This is a genomic window from Pseudomonas sp. GW821-FHT10B02, assembly GCF_059415665.1.
In genome coordinates, this window is record NZ_JBWKNR010000001.1 from 613,919 (window position 1) to 632,219 (window position 18,301).

12 protein-coding genes are annotated in these 18,301 nt (G+C 61.0%); 10 read left to right on the plus strand and 2 right to left on the minus strand.

The window, feature by feature from the left end; genetic code table 11:
- Positions 1–10 precede the first annotated feature (10 nt).
- The gene (gene putA, locus AC07OF_RS02845) at positions 11–3,964 is read right to left on the minus strand and encodes a trifunctional transcriptional regulator/proline dehydrogenase/L-glutamate gamma-semialdehyde dehydrogenase (RefSeq protein WP_157194461.1); all 3,954 of its coding nucleotides are present in this window, start codon (positions 3,962–3,964) and stop codon (positions 11–13) included.
- Between the two features lie 352 nt (positions 3,965–4,316).
- On the opposite strand from putA, the gene putP reads away from it, so the two are divergent.
- The 8 genes from putP to AC07OF_RS02885 all read left to right on the plus strand — a co-directional run bounded on the left by putP (position 4,317) and on the right by AC07OF_RS02885 (position 13,936).
- Positions 4,317–5,801, plus strand: a complete 1,485-nt coding sequence (gene putP / locus AC07OF_RS02850; protein WP_128321594.1) for a sodium/proline symporter PutP — start codon at positions 4,317–4,319, stop codon at positions 5,799–5,801.
- Between the two features lie 126 nt (positions 5,802–5,927).
- A complete protein-coding gene (locus AC07OF_RS02855; RefSeq protein WP_038615287.1) occupies positions 5,928–6,764 on the plus strand; it encodes a 23S rRNA (adenine(2030)-N(6))-methyltransferase RlmJ in 837 nt (278 codons plus the stop codon).
- A gap of 162 nt (positions 6,765–6,926) precedes the next feature.
- Positions 6,927–8,684 (plus strand): carbamoyltransferase family protein, encoded by a 1,758-nt coding sequence (locus AC07OF_RS02860; RefSeq protein ID WP_157194460.1) that lies wholly within the window; start codon positions 6,927–6,929, stop codon positions 8,682–8,684.
- A complete protein-coding gene (locus tag AC07OF_RS02865) occupies positions 8,668–9,798 on the plus strand; it encodes a glycosyltransferase (RefSeq protein WP_495072556.1) in 1,131 nt (376 codons plus the stop codon). The genes AC07OF_RS02860 and AC07OF_RS02865 overlap by 17 nt, the downstream gene beginning before the upstream one ends.
- Positions 9,798–10,694: an antimicrobial resistance protein Mig-14 gene (locus AC07OF_RS02870; protein ID WP_476446106.1), complete on the plus strand. Its 897-nt coding sequence runs from the start codon at positions 9,798–9,800 to the stop codon at positions 10,692–10,694. The genes AC07OF_RS02865 and AC07OF_RS02870 overlap by 1 nt, the downstream gene beginning before the upstream one ends.
- Positions 10,691–12,091 carry a PIG-L deacetylase family protein gene (locus AC07OF_RS02875; RefSeq protein ID WP_495072557.1) on the plus strand — a complete coding sequence of 467 codons (1,401 nt, stop codon included), beginning with the start codon at positions 10,691–10,693 and terminating at the stop codon, positions 12,089–12,091. The genes AC07OF_RS02870 and AC07OF_RS02875 overlap by 4 nt, the downstream gene beginning before the upstream one ends.
- A gap of 48 nt (positions 12,092–12,139) precedes the next feature.
- Positions 12,140–13,096 carry a glycosyltransferase family protein gene (locus tag AC07OF_RS02880; RefSeq protein WP_038615277.1) on the plus strand — a complete coding sequence of 319 codons (957 nt, stop codon included), beginning with the start codon at positions 12,140–12,142 and terminating at the stop codon, positions 13,094–13,096.
- A gap of 66 nt (positions 13,097–13,162) precedes the next feature.
- The gene (locus AC07OF_RS02885) at positions 13,163–13,936 is read left to right on the plus strand and encodes a glycosyltransferase family 2 protein (RefSeq protein WP_157194456.1); all 774 of its coding nucleotides are present in this window, start codon (positions 13,163–13,165) and stop codon (positions 13,934–13,936) included.
- 110 nt (positions 13,937–14,046) lie between these two features.
- On the opposite strand, the gene AC07OF_RS02890 is transcribed toward AC07OF_RS02885, so the two are convergent.
- Entirely contained in the window at positions 14,047–14,649 is a 603-nt protein-coding gene (locus AC07OF_RS02890; RefSeq protein WP_157194455.1) for a BUD32 family EKC/KEOPS complex subunit, read from the minus strand.
- A 211-nt stretch (positions 14,650–14,860) separates the two neighbouring features.
- Here AC07OF_RS02890 and msbA point away from each other — a divergent pair, with 211 nt between their 5' ends.
- Both msbA and hldE read left to right on the plus strand, forming a co-directional pair.
- Positions 14,861–16,675: a lipid A export permease/ATP-binding protein MsbA gene (msbA, locus tag AC07OF_RS02895; protein ID WP_157194454.1), complete on the plus strand. Its 1,815-nt coding sequence runs from the start codon at positions 14,861–14,863 to the stop codon at positions 16,673–16,675.
- Between the two features lie 131 nt (positions 16,676–16,806).
- A complete protein-coding gene (gene hldE, locus AC07OF_RS02900) occupies positions 16,807–18,228 on the plus strand; it encodes a bifunctional D-glycero-beta-D-manno-heptose-7-phosphate kinase/D-glycero-beta-D-manno-heptose 1-phosphate adenylyltransferase HldE (protein WP_157194453.1) in 1,422 nt (473 codons plus the stop codon).
- The last annotated feature ends 73 nt before the right edge of the window (positions 18,229–18,301 follow it).

The following is an 18,301-nucleotide window of genomic DNA, read 5'->3' on the forward strand; positions in this document are numbered from 1 at the left end:
GTGATGCCTATCAGCCGATAGTCATCAAGCTCGCGTTACCACCTGCAGCAGCAGTGTTAACGCTCAACGCCCGCTCGATAACCAGACGCTCCAGGGCAATCGAGGTTTCGCCCGACGACAGGCCATGGACGCCGACGATGGCACCGGCACGCTTGGCCACTTGCTCGCAGACTGCGCGCAACTGGTCGGAATGGCCGTGGTGCAGGACGGCATCGAACACCACCTCATCCTTGGTCCAGTCACCGACCAGCTTGATGCGTGCCTGTACGTCTTTCGGCAGACGGTTGCGCAGGGTCTTGGTCAGTTCGCCTTCCGGCCACACCGCCGAGCTGCCCACGGCCAGAACCGCAGCCAGCTGGGTCAGCAGGTCGGCCTCGACTTCAGCCAGGCACAGCACATGCTCGCGCGGCAGGATGGTGTAGCTGTTGCGCTCACCGGTCGGTCCGGCCAGCAGGCGGCTGATACCGCTTTGCGACTGCTTGGCGAACTGCTCGCAGAGGCTGCCCAGCTCGTTCAGCTGGTTGCTTGCAGCCCAGGCTTTAAGCGCTTGCAGTGGCTTGCTCAACTCGTCGCGCAGACGGGTGTCCGGGGTGTTGCCGGCGTCGGTGCGCTGGAACGATTGCTCGATCGCATCAGCCGGACGGGTCGACAGCAGGCGGTACAGGTACAGCGGGCCACCGGCTTTCGGACCGGTGCCGGACAGGCCTTCACCACCGAACGGCTGAACGCCGACCACGGCACCGACGATGTTGCGGTTGACGTAGACGTTACCGGCGTTGACGGTGTCGATGACCTTGGCGATGGTTTCGTCGATCCGGGTGTGAACACCCAGGGTCAGGCCGTAACCGGAAGCGTTGATCTGCTCGATCAGCTGGTCGAGGTTCTTGCGGTTGTAGCGCACCACGTGCAGGACCGGGCCGAAGATCTCGCGTTGCAGCTCGTCGAAGCTTTCCAGCTCGATCAGGGTCGGCATGACAAAGGTGCCGCGCTTGATCTCTTCGCCATTGGCGATGGCAACCTGGTACACCGAGCGGCCTTTGTCGCGCATGCCCTGGATGTGTTTCTCGATACCGGCCTTGGCTTCGGCGTCGATCACCGGGCCAATGTCCACGTTCAGGCGCTCCGGGTTACCCAGACGGCTTTCGGCCATGGCGCCCTTGAGCATCTCGATCACGCGGTCGGCCGAGTCTTCCTGCAGGCACAGCACGCGCAGTGCCGAGCAGCGCTGACCGGCGCTGTCGAAAGCCGAGGAAACGACGTCGATGACGACTTGTTCGGTGAGTGCCGAGGAGTCGACGATCATCGCGTTCTGGCCACCGGTTTCGGCGATCAGCGGAATCGGACGGCCCTGGGCATCCAGGCGGCCGGCGATGTTGCGTTGCAGCAGGCGGGCGACTTCGGTGGAGCCGGTGAACATCACGCCTTTGACCCGATCGTCACCGACCAGGCGCGCACCGACGGTTTCACCGCGACCTGGCAGCAACTGCACCACGCCTTCAGGGATACCGGCTTCGAGCAGCAGGCGCACGGCCTGGGCGGCGACCAGCGGGGTTTGTTCGGCAGGCTTGGCCAGTACCGGGTTACCGGCTGCCAGGGCTGCGGCGACCTGGCCGCTGAAGATTGCCAACGGGAAGTTCCACGGGCTGATGCAGACCACCGGGCCCAGAGGGCGGTGGGCATCGTTGCTGAAGTCGTTACGGGCCTGCACCGCGTAGTAGCGCAGGAAGTCGACCGCTTCACGGACTTCGGCGATGGCGTTGGCGAAGGTCTTGCCGGCTTCACGGGCGAGCAGGCCCATCAATGGCTGAATTTCGGCTTCCATCAGGTCGGCGGCGCGCTCCAGGATCGCAGCGCGCTCAGCTGGCGGAGTGGCTTGCCAGATCGGAGCAGCGTTGAGGGCGCACTGGATGGCGTTGTCGACGTCGGCAACGGTGGCTTCCTGGACATGACCGACCACGTCACGGTGATCGGACGGGTTCAGTACCGGCGCAGCGGCTTCGTTGCTGGAAGCGCAACCAAGCATCGGTGCGGCTTTCCAGTCGTTGTGCGCGGTGGCCAGCAGGGCGCAGGACAACGACGCCAGGCGATGTTCGTTGGCCATGTCGATACCGGCGGAGTTGGCCCGCTCGGCGCCGTACAGGTCACGCGGCAATGGAATGCGCGGATGCGGCAGGCCGGTGTTGCCTTCCTGGGTCGCCATCTGCTCGATGGTGGCGACCGGGTCGGCAACCAGTTCCTGGATCGAGATCGACTGGTCGGCAATACGGTTGACGAACGAGGTGTTGGCGCCGTTTTCCAGCAGGCGGCGAACCAGGTAGGCCAGCAGGGTTTCGTGGGTACCGACCGGTGCGTAGACGCGGCACGGACGGTTCAGCTTGCCATCGGCAACCTTGCCGACAACCTGTTCGTACAGCGGTTCACCCATGCCGTGCAGGCACTGGAACTCGTACTGACCCGGGTAGTAGTTCTGCCCGGCGATATGGTAGATGGCCGACAGGGTGTGGGCGTTGTGCGTAGCGAACTGCGGGTAGATGACTTCCGGTACCGACAGCAGCTTGCGTGCGCAGGCAATGTAGGACACGTCGGTGTACACCTTGCGGGTGTAGACCGGGTAGCCTTCCAGGCCTTCGACCTGGGCGCGCTTGATCTCGCTGTCCCAGTAGGCGCCCTTCACCAGACGGATCATCAGGCGATGACGGCTGCGGCGGGCCAGGTCAATGACATAGTCGATCACGTACGGGCAGCGCTTCTGGTAAGCCTGGATCACGAAGCCGATACCGTTCCAGCCGGTCAGCTGCGGTTCGAAGCACAGGCGCTCGAGCAGATCCAGCGACAGCTCCAGGCGGTCGGCTTCCTCGGCGTCGATGTTCAGGCCGATGTCGTATTGCTTGGCCAGCAGGGTCAGCGACAGCAGGCGCGGGTACAGCTCATCCATCACGCGCTCGTACTGGGCACGGCTGTAGCGCGGGTGCAGAGCCGAGAGTTTGATCGAGATGCCCGGACCTTCATAAATGCCGCGACCGTGCGAGGCTTTACCGATCGAGTGGATCGCCTGCTCGTAGGAGGCCAGGTATTTCTGCGCGTCGTGCTCGGTCAGTGCGGCTTCGCCGAGCATGTCGTAGGAGTAGCGGAAGCCCTTGGCTTCGAACTTGCTGGCGTTGGCCAGGGCTTCGGCGATGGTTTCGCCGGTGACGAACTGCTCGCCCATCAGGCGCATGGCCATGTCGACGCCCTTGCGGATCATCGGCTCGCCGCTCTTGCCGATGATGCGGCTGAGCGAGGAGGTCAGGCCGGATTCGTTGTGGGTCGAGACCAGTTTGCCGGTCAGCAGCAGGCCCCAGGTGGCGGCGTTGACGAACAGCGACGGGCTGTTGCCCAGGTGCGGCTGCCAGTTGCCGGTGCTGATCTTGTCGCGGATCAGGGCATCGCGGGTGCCTTTGTCCGGGATACGCAGCAGGGCTTCGGCCAGGCACATCAGGGCCACACCTTCCTGCGACGACAGGGAGAACTCCTGCAGCAGGCCCTGGACGATACCGGCACGGCCGCCAGCGCTCTTCTGGTTACGCAGTTTTTCGGCGATGCCGGCGGCCAGCTTGTTGGTGGCCTCGGCCATGGCCGCAGGCAGGCGCGCCTGCTCCAGCAGCATTGGCACCACTTCCGGCTCGGGACGGCGATAGGCGGCAGTGATGGCCGAACGCAGTACCGATTGCGGGAGGATGCTTTCGGCAAATTCGAGGAAGCACTGGTGGCTGTGATCGCCCAGCACTTCACCGGCTTCATCGCCATTGATGATCGACTGACCGTTGAGTTCGGTCAGGGTGGCACCACCCTCGAGCTTTTCCAGGTAATTGAAGATTGCCTGTTTGATCAACCAGTGCGGCGTGCGGTCGATGGACTGCGCAGCTGCTTTGAGTCGCTCACGGGTCGGGTCGTCAAGTTTGACCCCAAGGGTGGTCGTCGCCATTTCTTATCCTCATTATTGCCACAGGCTGTGGCTTAAGCTGGCGCCAAGATTAGCCGTGCGCGAATTCGGGTGCAACCTAGTGCAACCCAAATAATGTAGGAAAAAAGTGCAACTCGTCCGGTGGGTAAAACCCCATGGAGAAAATGGGCGTTTATGGTGCATTTTCTTCTTTAAACGAAGGTTCTTGCTCCGAAAGGGAGCAAAAAACCGCTGTTACGCAAAAAAACCGATGAGGTGCAACTTGAATGCAAAAACAGGTTGCACCTACTTTGCGTTGTTGCATAGCATTCGCGGCCTGGGTGCAACCTCTCTGAGGCTGTCACTACATAAAAACAAACGCCAGGGCGCAACAATGAGTTTTAGCAATCCAATCACGATCACCTTTGTGATCTACATCGCAGCAATGGTGATGATCGGCTTCATGGCCTATCGCTCCACCAATAACCTCTCCGACTACATCCTCGGTGGCCGCAGCCTCGGTAGCGTGGTAACCGCGCTTTCGGCTGGCGCCTCGGACATGAGTGGCTGGTTGCTGATGGGCCTGCCGGGCGCCATCTATATGTCGGGTCTGTCGGAGGCCTGGATTGCCATCGGCCTGACCGTCGGTGCCTACCTGAACTGGTTGTTCGTTGCTGGCCGTCTGCGCGTGCAGACCGAGCACAACGGTGATGCGCTGACCCTGCCGGACTATTTCGCCAGCCGTTTCGAAGACAACAGCGGCCTGCTGCGGATCATCTCTGCCATCGTTATCCTGGTGTTCTTCACCATCTACTGCGCTTCCGGCATCGTAGCTGGCGCTCGTCTGTTCGAGAGCACCTTCGGCATGTCCTATGAAACCGCGCTGTGGGCCGGTGCGGCCGCAACCATCGCCTACACCTTCGTCGGTGGTTTCCTGGCGGTGAGCTGGACCGATACCGTCCAGGCGACACTGATGATCTTCGCCCTGATCCTGACCCCGGTGATCGTGCTGATCGCTACCGGCGGTGTCGATACCACCTTCCTGGCCATCGAAGCCCAGGGTGCTGGCAACTTCGACATGTTCAAGGGTGCAACCTTCATCGGCATCATCTCGCTGATGGGCTGGGGTCTGGGCTACTTCGGCCAGCCGCACATCCTGGCGCGTTTCATGGCTGCCGATTCGGTGAAATCCATCGCCAATGCCCGCCGCATCTCCATGACCTGGATGATCCTGTGCCTGGCCGGTACCTGTGCCGTTGGCTTCTTCGGTATCGCCTACTTCTCGGCGCATCCTGATGTTGCCGGTCCGGTTACCGAGAACCACGAGCGTGTGTTCATCGAGCTGGCCAAGATCCTGTTCAACCCATGGATCGCCGGTGTGCTGCTGTCGGCCATCCTGGCTGCCGTCATGAGTACCCTGAGCTGCCAGCTGCTGGTGTGCTCCAGCGCCCTGACCGAAGACTTCTACAAAACCTTCCTGCGCAAGAATGCATCGCAGGTCGAGCTGGTGTGGGTCGGTCGTCTGATGGTGCTGGCCGTTGCGCTGATCGCCATCGCCCTGGCTGCCAACCCTGAGAACCGCGTTCTGGGCCTGGTTGCCTACGCCTGGGCCGGTTTCGGTGCCGCCTTCGGTCCTGTGGTGCTGATCTCGGTACTGTGGAAAGGCATGACCCGCAATGGTGCGCTGGCTGGCATCATCGTCGGTGCCGTGACCGTTATCCTGTGGAAGAAATTCGACACCATGGGTCTGTACGAAATCATTCCGGGCTTCATTCTGGCCAGCCTGGCAATCTTCGTATTCAGCAAGCTCGGTAGCCCGAGCAAGGCGATGGTCGCGCGTTTCGAAACTGCAGATGCGGCGTACCACGCCGGCAAGTAATCGCGGTTAGATTGCTGTCTGACAACGGCCCGGCCTCGCAAGAGTCCGGGCCGTTGTGGTTTTGGCAGCCGGCGCCTGACGCCGTCGGCATGACAAGGTAAACTGCACGGTCTTGCAGGAGTTGCCATGAACTATCGTCACGCCTTTCACGCCGGCAACCACGCCGACGTCTTCAAACACCTTGTGTTGACCCGCCTTATTGCGCTGATGTCGCGCAAGGAGCAGCCGTTCGCCTACCTCGACACTCACGCTGGCCTCGGTCTGTATGACTTGCAGGGCGACCAGGCGACGCGTACCGGCGAGTGGATCGAAGGTGTCGGCCGGCTTTGGGGGCGTGATGACCTGCCAGAGGTTACCGCTGACTATCTGCGTATCCTGCGCAAGATGAACCCCGACGGCGAGCTGCGCTATTACCCGGGCTCGCCCGAACTTGCCCGGCGTCTGGCGCGTCAGCAGGACCGCGTGTTGCTCAACGAGAAGCACCCCGAAGACGGGCGCATGCTCAAGGACAACATGAAGAAAGACCCGCGCGTCGCCGTGCACCTGGGTGAGGGCTGGCATGTGCCGCGGGCGCTGCTGCCGGTGCAGGAAAAGCGCGCAGTGATGCTGATCGATCCGCCGTTCGAGCAGGCTGACGAGCTCAAGCGCTGCACAGTCGCCTTGAAAGAGGCAATCAGTCGCATGCGCCAGACCGTCGCGGCAATCTGGTACCCGATCAAGGATCAGCGCCAGCTGGTGCGCTTCTATCAGGACCTGACCAGCACTGGCGCGCCAAAGTTGCTGCGCGTTGAGCTGTACGTGCATCCCCAGGACAGCCCGCAGGGTCTCAATGGTTCGGGCCTGGCCATTGCCAACCCGCCATGGGGGCTTGAGGAGGAGTTGCGTGAACTGCTGCCGTGGTTGTCCCAGGTGCTGGCGCAGACCCAGGGTAGCTGGCGCATGGACTGGCTGATCGCTGAATAGGTTTTGGAGTGGGAGCGGGCTTGTCCCGCGATTGCGGTGTATCAGGTGTGCTGAATCGCGGGGCAAGCCCGCTCCTACACTTTACGTTATAATCCCGCTCTTTCGTTGCCGCTCGCCCCAAGGGGCCAGGGCGCATATTTACAGATTGAAGAGGCTAGACCCTTGGCATTGACGATTCTTGGCCTGTCCGGCGCCCTTAGCCATGATCCTTCCGCGGCCCTGTACATCGACGGCAAGCTGATTGCCGCCGCTGAAGAAGAGCGCTTCGTGCGCGACAAACATGCAAAGAACCGCATGCCCTACGAATCGGCGAAGTTCTGCCTGGAGCAGGCTGGCATCAAGCCTTCCGACGTTGACGTGGTGGCCATTCCGTTCGCCCCGATCAGCCTGTTCGGTGAGGCCCGCTGGCACTACGCCAAGCGCTACTGGTACGCCCCGGACCGTGCTCTCGACGCGATCCTGATGGGCAATCGTCGCTACAAGCGCTACCGCAAGAAGATCGTCTGGTGCCTGGAGCAACTGGGCTTCGACCCGAAAAAGGTCAAGATCGAACCGGTCGAGCACCACCTCGCTCACGCTTCCAGCGCCTACCACTGCTCGGGTTTCAAGGAAAAAACCGCGATCCTCGGCATTGACGGCAAGGGCGAGTACGCCACGACCTTCTTCGGTTATGGCGAAAACGGCAAGATTCACAAGATCAAGGAATTTTTCGATCCGGATTCGTTGGGCGGCCTGTACGGCGCGATCACCGAATTCCTCGGTTTCGAGATGCTCGACGGCGAATTCAAGGTCATGGGCATGGCCCCGTATGGCGACGCCAGCAAATATGACTTCTCGCGTCTGGCCAGTTTCGAGAACGGCGAGCTGGTGATCAATACCGACTACGCCAACGTCATTGGCCTGCGCCGCTACAAAGAGAAAGGCAAAGGCTTCTACTTCTCGCCGAAGCTGATCGAGTGGCTGGGTCCCAAGCGCGAAGGCGACATCGCCGACGAGCCGTACATCCACTACGCCGCCAGCATGCAGGCGCTGTTCGAGAAAATCTCCCTGCAGATGATCGACCACTACCTGGGCGACATCCTCAAGGAAACCGGCAAGCTGGCTTTCGCTGGCGGTTGCGCACTGAACGTCAAGCTCAACCAGAAGATCATTGCCCGTCCTGACCTCAAGGAACTGTTCGTCCAGCCGGCTTCCGGCGACGCCGGTACCGCGGTCGGTGCGGCTGCATACGTTTCCCACGCCCGCGGAGTGCCGGTCGAGAAGATGGAACACGTCTACCTCGGCCCTGCGTACTCCAACGAGGACGTGATTGCCGCCTGTGCCCGTCACCCGAGCCAGCCGAAATGGCGCAAGCTCGAGAACATGCCGGAGCAGATCGCCAAGATCATGGTCGATGGCAACCCGGTGGCCTGGTTCCAGGGCCGCATGGAGTTCGGTCCGCGCGCGCTGGGCGGTCGTTCGATCATCGGTTGCCCGAGCGTTCCTGGCGTCGCCGACCGCATCAACCACCAGATCAAGTTCCGCGAGCGCTGGAGGCCTTTCTGCCCGTCGATGCTCGACACCGTCGCCCCGCAGATGATCAAGATCGATCACCCGGCGCCCTTCATGACCTTCACCTTTGAAGTCGCCGAAGAGTGGAAGACCCGCGTGCCGGAAGTCGTCCACGAAGACGGTACCTCGCGGGCCCAGGTGCTCAAGCGTGAGTACAACCCGCGCTATTACGACATGATGAAGGCACTGGAAGACCTGACCGGCAACGGCGTGTCGCTCAATACCTCGCTCAACCGTCGTGGCGAGCCAATGATCTGCTCGCCGACCGATGCCCTGAACATGTTCTTCGGCTCGGATCTGCAGTACCTGATCATGGAAGACATTCTGGTAGTCAAGGACGGCGCGAACAGTTATGACGTCCAGGGCTGAAAAACGCGTCCTGCAGTTCTGCCACGGCTATGACGGTCCGTTCCTGGACTGTGCGCGGCAGTACGCCAGCCTGTTCAACGGCAGCGGCTACAAGGTCACCACGGTGTTCCTTACCGGCGCTGCCGACCCTCAGGTGGCCGCCGGCTGCGCCTCTGATGAAGTGATCTTCCTCGAGTTCAGCTCCAAGGCCATCCGTGGCCTGAAGCTGGGGGCGATCCGCGCATTGCGGCGGATCGTCGCCACGCGCAATTTCAGCTTCTGTATCGCTCACCGCTTCAAGCCGATCTATATCGCCTTGCTCGGTAGCCGCCTGCCGGTGATTGGTGTGCATCATGCATTTGGTGATTACCAGCGCGGCAGTCGTCAGCTGTTTGCCAACCTGTTCCGTCAGCGCCTGAGTCTGCTTGGCGTCTCCGACGCGGTGCGCGATGACATGCGCAAATGCTTGCCGAAGTGGCCGGCTGAGCGCATCCAGACCCTTTACAACCGTATCGACATCGAGGCGCTGCAGGCCGCGCTGGTGCCTGCAGCCGATGCCCGCCAAGCGTTGGGGCTGGATTCGCAGGCCTGGATTGTCGGTAATGTCGGTCGCTTGCATCCGGACAAGGACCAGGCCACCCTGTTGCGTGGCTTTGCCCTCGCGCTGCCGTGTCTGCCGGCGGGTGCCCGCCTGGCTATCCTGGGTGAGGGGCGGCTGGAGCAGTCGCTGAAAACACTGGCCGCCGAGCTGGGAATTGCCGGGCAGGTGGACTTTCTCGGTCAGGTGCCCAATGCGCGACGCTATTTCAAGGCGTTCGATGCTTTTGCCCTGAGCTCCGACCACGAACCGTTCGGTATGGTCCTGCTTGAAGCCATGGTCGCCGGGGTGCCGGTACTCGCCACTGCCTGCGGCGGTGCCCTGGAAGTGGTCGAGGGTGTCGGCATCCTGTTTCCACTGGCCGATGCCGAGCGTCTGGCTCAAGGCTTGCAACATCTGGCCGTACTGGATGAAGCGCAGCGCCAGGAGTGTGCCGAGCGCATGCTTGCGCGCCTGCGTGAGCGTTTTTCCGATAGCGCTGTGCGCGATACCTTCTGGCAGTTGCCAGCTGTGCGCGCGCTGACGGCGGAGGCTTGATGCTCAATCATATTCAAGGCTGGCGCGAGCGCGGCTGGCGTGTGATCGATGCGCCTGCCTACGCCCAGGCCTGGCAGCGCTTTGGTGGTAGCGTCGCGACCCACCCGCTGGTGGTCGAGCAACTGGCCGAGCTGGCGCAGATTCCGGTGCGCTACCTGGGCTGGGAACACAATGGTGAGCTCAAGGCCGCGATTCCGACCTGGGGCCGTTACCTGGCGTTGTCCAAGGACGTGCTCAAGCGTCAGGGCAAGAAGGGTTTGTATGACCTGGGCAATGCCGAGCTGATCCTGCCGGCGGCTGCCGATGCCCAGGCGCCGCTGCGTCATGCCGGACGTTACTTGTCCGAGCTCAACCAGGGGCGTTTCGCCAACCTCAAGCTGCAGACTGAATCGCTGGCGATGGCGCGCACGCCTGAAGACCTGTCGAAGAAGTTTCGCTACAACCAGCGCCGCGAGTTGCGCCTGCTGGAAGAGGCGGGCGGCCAGGTGCGTGCGGTTTCTGAGTTTTCCAGCAGTGAACTGGCTGCGATCTACTGCGATCTGTTTCAGCGCCGCTGGGAATTCCCGGCCACTGGCGCCGAACGTATGGCTGAGGTCATAGAGCGTCTGCGTGAGCTGCTGATCGGTTCGGTGCTGTTCCTCGACGATGCGCCCATCGCCATCCAGCTGGTTTACCGGGTCGAAGCCCCTGAGTGGATCAGCGTCGAGTACATCAATGGTGGCGTTGACCCGCAAACCAAGGCTTTCAGTCCTGGAAGCGTATTGAGTTTCCTCAATACCCAGGCCGCCTGGGAAGATGCCCGGGCGCGCAACAAGCCGCTGCGTTTCTCCTTTGGCCGCGCTGATCGCGAGTACAAGGATCGCTGGTGCAACCCTGTTCCGGTGTTTCAGGTGTGAGCCGCAAGCAGCAGTTGCTCAAGCGGCACCGGCGCAACAAGCGGCTGGGGTTGCTGGCTGGCCTGGTGGTGTTGCTGGGCCTGGGTATTTTCGTCCAGTGGTGGTTGCCGCTATTGCTGCTGCCACTGCTGTGGGTTGCCCATGAAGCCTGGTTTGCCGATCACCTGTTTTATTCGCCTGCCGAAGACTACCAGTATCAGTTCCCGCAGGATTGCCAGGCGCATCCGGTCGAGCTGGTCGACGGTGTTGTGCGGCTTCAGGCACCTTTGCAGCTTGTCGGTGATGAAACGCTGGTCCTGGCACTGCGCCTGAAAAGTAGCTGGTTGGGTCGTTTCCTGGACCCGGCAGTGGTGTTGAACGGTGAAGATTGCCAGGCTTTCGAGCGCGGCGTCGCGGGCCTGCGTTACCTGAACCTGACCGGGCTTGGCGAGTCGCTTGCTGCCGGGCGGCTGCGCTTGCGTGGGCGCTGGTGCCGTCTATCTGGCGAAGGGCAGTTGTGGGTTGTTGCAGGCAACGATCTGCGCCAGAAGCGCGTCATGGTCATCGCGCCCCATGCTGATGATGCCGAACTGGCAGCTTTCGGCCTCTATAGCCAGGCGCAAGAAGCCTGGGTGGTGACCCTGACCGCTGGCGAGATCGAGGCTGAGCACTACCAGCAAATGGGCATGGCCAAGGCTGAGTCCGCCCGCCTGAAGGGCCGGCTGCGCGCCTGGGACAGTATTGCCGTACCGCGCTGGGCAGGTGTGCCCGAGTCGAACTGTGTGCAGCTGGGTTATTTCTGCCTGCAGTTGCCAGCCATGCAGGCAGCGCCGGATCAGGCAATCGCCTCGCGTGAGGCGGAGCTTGACGATACCCGTCTGTTCAGGCGCTTCAATGCGATAACCTTGCCGGGTGACCAGGATGGTGCGCCGACCTGGAACAACCTGTTGGCCGACTTGCGTGCGTTGTTGCTCAAGGCTCGCCCGCAGGTGCTGGTGATGCCGCATCCGACTCTTGATCCGCATCCTGACCACATCTGCGCCCAGGCTGCTGTGCTCGAAGCCCTGCAGGGGCTTGAATGGCAGCCGGAAACCGTGCTGGGGTACGCCAACCACCTGCATGACAATGATCGCTGGCCGATGGGCGATAGCGGTGCCGGGGTGGCTTTGCCGCCGCAACTGGGAGGCGGGCAGATCTGGGCGCCCTACAGTCTGCCCCTGGATCTGGCGACTCAGCGCGACAAGGCCATGGCGCTGGGCATGATGCACGATCTGCAGCCGCCGGCACCGTTCAAGCGCCGCATTCGTCGCCTGCTCCAGCGTTGGCTGGCGGGGCGACGCGCTTCGCCTTACGGCGAGAACGAATTTTTCCGCAAGGCCGTGCGCCGACATGAATTGTTCTGGCGCCGTGATCTCTGATCCTGGCCCATGACTGTTAGCGGCTGAACAAAGACCGCAAGGAAGACAATGAAAGTTCTATTTCTGGTGCAGAAAGAACAACGGGCAATCCTGGACCGTCTCTACGACGGTGTCGCCGCCCATTGCGAATGCGATCTGCGCTGGCTCAGCAGTGCCGATCAGCGCAACCTGCGCAGCTATTTCCGTCGTGAAGTCGACGTCGAAAAGTATGACCGGATTGTGTTTTTTCTGCGCTTCAAGCAAGAGATTCGTCAGGTCGGCTTCATTCGTACGGTGCCCAACCTGGTCATCCTCGAACATGACGCCTATCAGAACTACATCCCGTGCAAGTACACCGGCAAGTTCAGCGCCCACTACCGTCAGTTGCCTTGGGCGCGGGTGATCAGCTCCGGTTATATGGTCAGCGAACGCTTGCGCCAGGAGGGTTTCGACGCCGAATTCGTGCCCAAGGGCTACGACCAGCAGTTGCTGGCCGACCAGGGGCGCGAGCGGGATATCGAGCTGGCCTTTGTCGGCAGTACCAACAGTGTCGCCTACAGTGGGCGCAAGGCGTTGCTCGATGAGCTCGCTCAGGTCGAAAACCTGCTGGTCACCCGGACCAAGTCCGGTGAAGAGTACTGTGACACGCTCAACCGCATTCGTTTCTTCGTCAGTGCCGATGTCGGCATGGGCGAATACATGATCAAGAATTTCGAGGCGATGGCCTGTGGCTGCGTGCTGCTGGCTTTTGATCAAGGGGAGGCGGAGAATCGCGCCCTGGGCCTTGAAGACATGCACAACGTGGTTTTGTACAACAGCATTGCCCAGCTGCAGGAAAAGCTCAAAGTGTTACGCGCCGACCCGGCATTGGTCGAGCGCATTGGCAGCAACGGTCGTGACCTTGCTGTGTCGCAGTTCAGCTTCGCTCAAGTGGGCCGAAGCATCGTAGAAAAAATGCAGCCACCTCTGCGTTCCCGTCCAGCCCTGACCGGTTGGCAGCGCTTGCGTTTGAGACTGGGCATATGAGCCGGCTGTCCCGCACATGGGGCGTGGTCTCGAACAACCGAATACAGAAGATGGGGAGGGAATCCGGTGCGATTCAGTGATGACAGTGATGTAACCCTGGTGGTTACCAGTTGCGGGCGTTTCGACCTGCTCAAGCTTACACTCGAGAGTTTCGATCGTTTCAATACTGCACCGATTCGCGAAGTGTTCATCACCGAAGATTCGGGCGATGACGCTGTCCATCAGGCGGTGCCGGAACATTGGAAGCCGCACTGCAAGGTCTTCGTCAATCGGCCTAAACTGGGGCAGCTGCCGTCTATCGACCTGGCCTACAGCCACGTAAAAACCCCCTACATCTTTCACTGCGAGGATGACTGGGAGTTCTACCGGCCAGGTTTCGTCGAGGATTCGAAGAGCATTCTTGAGGTCAGCCCGCATTTGCTTCAAGTCTGGTTGCGCAGCTATGCCCATGACTTGAAAGTGCACAGCCCTTACATCCATCTGGGCGAGCGTCAGATCATTGCCGGTGTGCCGTGTTACCCGTTGCTCTCGGACAAGCCTGAGTGGCAGAGTTTTTCGTTGAACCCAGGCTTGCGCCGGCTTAGCGACTATCAGCGTTGCGCACCATTTGCCGGCTACTCTGGTGAGAAGGCGCTGTCAAAACGCTACGCCGAGTTGAATCTCACCGCGGTCAGCCTTGAGGGGGACGCGGTACTGCATACCGGCTTCGAGGCGCATGTAAGTCTGCCCGGTGAGCGTCGGCGTAAAGCACGGCGCCGTAAGCGTGATCGCATCAAATTGATGGTGATACTGGTGGTTGGCGTGGTTCTGGGCGTGGGCGTGGGTTTTTTTGCGCATTGACCCGGGCTGATTGCCCATGAACCGGCACGAAACAAGGGGGTGATCCCCCTTGAGCATCGTCAATATCTTGCGGGCAAGTGGCGCACTCAGCGCCTCGATGCCCCAGGTGTTCAATTCAGCAAGGCGCGTTCCAGTTCGGCGAGAGGGAATTGACTCTCAAGGCGCTCGCGGGCGATGTAACGGGCGAAATGCTGCACGTTGCGCCGGATCATGCGGTTGGACAACGGTGCGCGCATGAAGCGCATATCGGCCACGTCGATCAGGCCCATCTCCTGTTCTGGTGTCACGACAATGTTGCCAAGGTGCAGGGAGCGGAAGTAGATGCCCGACTTGTGCAGCTTGCGCACCAGCGCCACGAGCTCCGGCAGGCGCTCTTGCCAGCTGAAGCCTGCCTTGCGAGACAGTTGGCTAAGGGTCTCTCCCGGCAACGGGTGGTACAGCACTGCCGTCATTCCAGGCGCATCCAGTTTGTAGTACTTCAAAACCTTCAGCGTGGGGATTCCCTTTTTCTCCAACTGCGTTGCATTGTCGATGAAACGCTGGGAATAAGGCCGCAGCAGGGCAGATGAAATCAAGCGCTTGCGTCTGAAGAGTTTAAGGATGTTGCCGTCATTAAGCAGGTACACTTTGGCGCCGTAACTATCAGCCTCCAGCACCTGGGCGCCAAGGATGAGTTGGTTGAGGTCGACCTGGTGTAGCCGGGAACATTGCATGGATAGTGGCCTTGCCAACGGGCGAACAAAAGGACCGGCAATAATGCCGAAAATTTTGCAGATGTACCATGCCGGTGTTGTTGAAACGATGAGGATGCGCTGGATGTACACAGGGGCAGAGCCTAGGCTTCGTTCAGGTTTGCTCTGGGTGCATGCCCATCGACCGGGCTGTGATAAAATTTCCGGTTCAATCTGAACAGCGAGCTCTACGATGGCCGAAACACCGCTAAAGGCGGAGCAGCAGAGCAGCTCCAGCCTGAAAATCTACTTCCGGCTACTGAGCTATGTGAAACCGTATATCGGCATTTTCATGCTGAGTATCCTCGGTTTCATCATCTTTGCCTCAACCCAGCCCATGCTGGCCGGGATTCTCAAGTACTTTGTCGATGGTCTGAGCAATCCCCAGGCGGTGTTGTTCCCCAACGTCCCTTACCTGCGAGACCTGCAGCTGCTGCAGGCAGTGCCGTTGCTGATCGTGCTGATCGCCGCCTGGCAGGGCCTTGGTTCGTTCCTGGGTAACTACTTCCTGGCCAAGGTCTCGCTGGGGCTGGTCCATGACCTGCGGGTGGAGTTGTTCAACAAGTTGCTGGTGCTGCCCAACCGTTACTTCGACAATCACAACTCCGGCCACCTGATTTCGCGTATCACCTTCAACGTGACCATGGTTACCGGCGCCGCCACCGATGCCATCAAGGTGGTGATCCGTGAAGGCCTGACGGTGGTGTTCCTGTTCGCCTACTTGCTGTGGATGAACTGGAAGCTGACCCTGGTAATGCTGGCAATCCTGCCAGTCATTGCCATGATGGTCGGTACCGCCAGCAAGAAATTCCGCAAACAGAGCAAGAAGATCCAGGTGGCGATGGGCGATGTCACTCATGTCGCTTCGGAAACCATTCAAGGCTACCGCGTGGTGCGCAGCTTCGGTGGTGAAAACTACGAGCAGCAACGCTTCGCCAATGCCAGCCAAAGCAACACCGACAAGCAGTTGCGCATGACCAAGACCGGGGCTGTGTACACCCCCATGCTGCAGTTGGTGATCTATTCCGCCATGGCTGCGTTGATGTTCCTGGTGCTGTTCCTGCGGGGCGACGCTACCGCCGGCGACCTGGTGGCTTACATCACCGCTGCAGGCTTGCTGCCCAAGCCAATCCGCCAGCTGTCGGAAGTCAGCTCGACTATCCAGAAAGGCCTGGCTGGCGCTGAGAGCATTTTCGAACAGCTGGATGAAGCGCCGGAAGTCGATGCCGGTACTGTGGAGCTGGAGCGGGTAGAGGGGCGCCTTGAAGTGCGTAACCTGAGCTTCACCTACCCGGGCACTGACCGCCAGGTGTTGTCTGATATTTCCTTCACTGCTGAACCGGGGCAGATGATTGCACTGGTGGGGCGTTCAGGGAGTGGCAAGTCGACCCTGGCCTCGCTGATTCCGCGGTTTTATCACCATGACCAGGGGCAGATCCTCCTCGATGGCGTGGAGATCGAAGACTATCGTTTGCGCAACCTGCGCCGCCATGTGTCTCAGGTGACCCAGCATGTCACCCTGTTCAACGACACTGTGGCCAACAACATTGCCTACGGCGATCTGGCGGGCGCGCCGCGTGCTGATATCGAAGCGGCTGCGGCCGACGCCTATGCCAAGGAGTTTGTCGATCAACTGCCCAAGGGCTTCGACACCCAGGTCGGCGAGAACGGTGTGCTGCTCTCCGGTGGTCAGCGCCAGCGTCTGGCGATTGCCCGGGCCCTGCTCAAGAACGCGCCGCTGCTGATCCTCGATGAGGCCACCTCGGCGCTGGACACCGAGTCCGAGCGGCATATCCAGGCGGCGCTTGATCATGTGATGAAGGGCCGTACCACACTGGTCATCGCTCACCGTCTGTCGACCATTGAAAAGGCCGACATGATCCTGGTCATGGATCAGGGCAAGCTGGTCGAGCGCGGCACGCATGCCGAGCTGCTGGCTGCCAACGGCTACTACGCCAGGCTGCATGCCATGGGCCTGGACGAGCCGGCCAAAGCCGATATCACCTGAGCCTGACGCCGGAGCCCGTCCTGGGCTCCGGCCGCTTTCCTGCAACAGCTTGTCGGTAAGGCGGTAATCAAGCCTTCGCCTAGCCTGTGCTAATATCCTGCCCCTGTTAATTTTGTATATATGGGTTGCCCATGAAGTTGTCCATGCCGCGTTTCGATCAAGCCCCGGTACTGGTGGTGGGCGATGTCATGCTCGACCGCTACTGGCATGGTGGTACCTCACGAATTTCGCCTGAAGCACCGGTACCGGTGGTCAAGGTCGAACAGATCGAGGACCGTCCTGGTGGTGCGGCCAACGTGGCCTTGAACATCGCCGCCCTGGGCGCACCGGCATCGCTGATCGGGGTTACCGGCCAGGACGAGGCCGCCGAGAGCCTGTCCAATAGCCTGCAGGCTGCAGGTGTGCGCTCGATTTTCCAGCGTATTGCGCACCAGCCGACCATCGTCAAGCTGCGGGTCATGAGCCGTCACCAGCAACTGCTGCGAATCGATTTCGAAGAACCCTTCGCCACCGACCCGCTGTCGTTGGGGGCTGAAGTCGACACCCTGCTCGACGGGGTCAAGGTACTGGTGTTGTCGGATTACGGCAAAGGCGCCCTGAAGAACCATCAAAGCTTGATCCAGGCTGCACGGGCCAAAGGGATCCCGGTCCTGGCCGACCCCAAGGGCAAGGACTTTTCGATCTACCGCGGTGCCAGCCTGATCACCCCGAACCTCAGCGAGTTCGAGACCATCGTCGGCCGCTGCGCCGATGAAGCGGAGCTGGTGGCCAAGGGCGCTCAACTGATGAGCGAGCTGGAGCTGGGCGCCTTGCTGGTGACCCGTGGTGAGCATGGCATGACCCTGCTGCGCCCCGATCATCCGGCCCTGCACTTGCCGGCACGTGCCCGTGAAGTCTTCGACGTCACCGGTGCCGGTGATACGGTGATTTCGACCCTGGCCGCCGCCATCGCCGCAGGCGAAGAGCTGCCCCATGCCGTGGGCCTGGCCAACCTGGCCGCTAGCATCGTGGTCGGCAAGCTCGGTACCGCAGCGATCAGCGCACCGGAACTGCGCCGCGCCATCCAGCGCGAAGAAGGCTCTGAGCGCGGTGTGGTGAGTCTCGACCAGTTGCTGCTGGCCATCGATGATGCCCGTGCTCATAACGAAAAGATTGTTTTCACCAATGGTTGCTTCGATATTCTTCATGCAGGCCACGTAACTTACCTGGAGCAAGCGCGGGCCCAAGGTGATCGTCTGATCGTTGCGGTAAACGACGATGCTTCGGTGAGCCGGCTGAAAGGTCCGGGCCGTCCGATCAATAGCGTAGATCGCCGCATGGCGGTGCTCGCCGGTCTGGGAGCAGTGGACTGGGTCATCAGCTTCCCTGAAGGCACGCCCGAAAACCTGCTCAGCCAGGTCAAGCCGGATGTGCTGGTCAAGGGTGGGGACTACGGTATTGAGCAGGTCGTCGGTGCCGATATCGTCAAGGCCTATGGCGGCATGGTGAAGGTGCTGGGGCTGGTTGAGAACAGCTCGACCACGGCCATCGTCGAGAAAATCCGCAAGAACTGATTCAAGCATCGCGGGGCAAGCCCGCTCCCACAGGAGGGTGATGTACCCTGTGGGAGCGGGCTTGCCCCGCGAT

Excerpts from the sequence above, each read along its gene's own strand:
- AC07OF_RS02865 (WP_495072556.1), top strand. The coding sequence starts at position 8,668 with ATGACGTCCAGGGCTGAAAAACGCGTCCTGCAGTTCTGCCACGGCTAT.
- AC07OF_RS02890 (WP_157194455.1), bottom strand. The coding sequence starts at position 14,649 with ATGCAATGTTCCCGGCTACACCAGGTCGACCTCAACCAACTCATCCTT.
- msbA (WP_157194454.1), top strand. The coding sequence starts at position 14,861 with ATGGCCGAAACACCGCTAAAGGCGGAGCAGCAGAGCAGCTCCAGCCTG.
- AC07OF_RS02855 (WP_038615287.1), top strand. The coding sequence starts at position 5,928 with ATGAACTATCGTCACGCCTTTCACGCCGGCAACCACGCCGACGTCTTC.
- AC07OF_RS02880 (WP_038615277.1), top strand. The coding sequence starts at position 12,140 with ATGAAAGTTCTATTTCTGGTGCAGAAAGAACAACGGGCAATCCTGGAC.
- AC07OF_RS02870 (WP_476446106.1), top strand. The coding sequence starts at position 9,798 with ATGCTCAATCATATTCAAGGCTGGCGCGAGCGCGGCTGGCGTGTGATC.
- putP (WP_128321594.1), top strand. The coding sequence starts at position 4,317 with ATGAGTTTTAGCAATCCAATCACGATCACCTTTGTGATCTACATCGCA.
- putA (WP_157194461.1), bottom strand. The coding sequence starts at position 3,964 with ATGGCGACGACCACCCTTGGGGTCAAACTTGACGACCCGACCCGTGAG.
- hldE (WP_157194453.1), top strand. The coding sequence starts at position 16,807 with ATGAAGTTGTCCATGCCGCGTTTCGATCAAGCCCCGGTACTGGTGGTG.